Consider the following 1,264-nt stretch of genomic DNA (forward strand, 5'->3'; position numbering starts at 1 on the left):
CAACAATACCTGTTGTACCTAATGCATATCTCCAGCCATCTTCTCCACCGTACATCATTGCCAGCGTAGGCAATAGCATAGCCGATGCAGCTGAGCCAAAGTTACCCCAACCACCGTAGATACCTTCTGCGATACCGACAGACTTATGAGGAAACCATTCGCCAACCATGCGGATACCGATTACAAACCCGGCACCAACAAAGCCCATTAAAAAGCGCATCATTGCGAGCTGCTCATAAGATTGAGCCAGTGCGAATGCTATACACACGACGCCTGCCAGTACAAGTAAAGTACTATAAACCTTTCTGGGCCCTAGTTTATCCACCAAAATACCGATGACGATACGTGCTGGAATTGTTAGCGCAACGTTCAGAATCATCAGGGCTTTGACCTGCTGACTCGACATATCAAACGCTTCTTTCATAAACACCAAAAGCGGAGCATGGTTAAACCAAACCATGAAGGTTAAGAAAAAAGCAAACCACGTAAAGTGGAGTGTTTTAATCTTGGGGTCGCCAAAAGCGAACAGGTTTATTTTAAGATCAGTGGACATAAAGCCTCCTATACAAAAAAGGGGTATGACGCTATTCTGCTTCGTGTGTAGGGTTTCCTACTTGATATGAGTCAAGTAAGGCAGGGCCTGAGAATGCCCCGGCACAGCGCATATACCTACTTTATTTTTTACTCCCTTGCCACAAAGCCAGCAGGCATCACAAAGCCTACTCACTTATAGGTAGGCGACTCATACCCCCTAACTCAAAAGGGTTAGAACAAACATGCACAAGGTTTTTTTGATTTAATAGGTATCAATCACTTTAATAGATAAACGAGCTCCTCTGTACCAACAATACCTTTGAGGATAAACCGAGTTAAACAGCCTTCGATCAGAGCGTCATAATGAATTTTGAGATCCCTGGCGCAGCCAGAGCCTTAACCATTGCCACCATAGCATTTGCTGCTAATTTTTCGGTATGGACACTCTATGCCGTTTTGGGGCTTGAACTTCAAAACAGCTTAAGCCTAAGCGCAACACAGTTAGGATTATTCTTTTCGGCCCCGGTTCTAACCGGTGCACTAGGGCGTATTCCTGCTGGCTGGCTTAGCGAGCGCTACAACCCCAAGAGCCTATTCACCCTACAAATGCTTCTTAGCACACCGCCACTATTCATCCTGCCTCACATCGAGACTCTGGAAGGCTACCTATTACTTGGCTTGTGGATCGGTATTAGTGGCACATCTTTTACCATCGGCATTCGTTATATCA

At 45.5% G+C, this 1,264-nt stretch carries 2 protein-coding genes; one reads left to right on the plus strand and one right to left on the minus strand.

From position 1 onward, the window contains the following. A partial coding sequence (locus tag A3761_RS04000) for an MFS transporter (RefSeq protein WP_156491581.1) occupies positions 1-553 on the minus strand: 553 nt, incomplete at its 3' end. A 344-nt stretch (positions 554-897) separates the two neighbouring features. Here A3761_RS04000 and A3761_RS04005 point away from each other — a divergent pair. Beyond that, on the plus strand, positions 898-1,264 hold a 367-nt coding region (locus tag A3761_RS04005), incomplete at its 3' end, for an MFS transporter (protein ID WP_369808168.1).

Source organism: Oleiphilus sp. HI0123, from assembly GCF_001635315.1.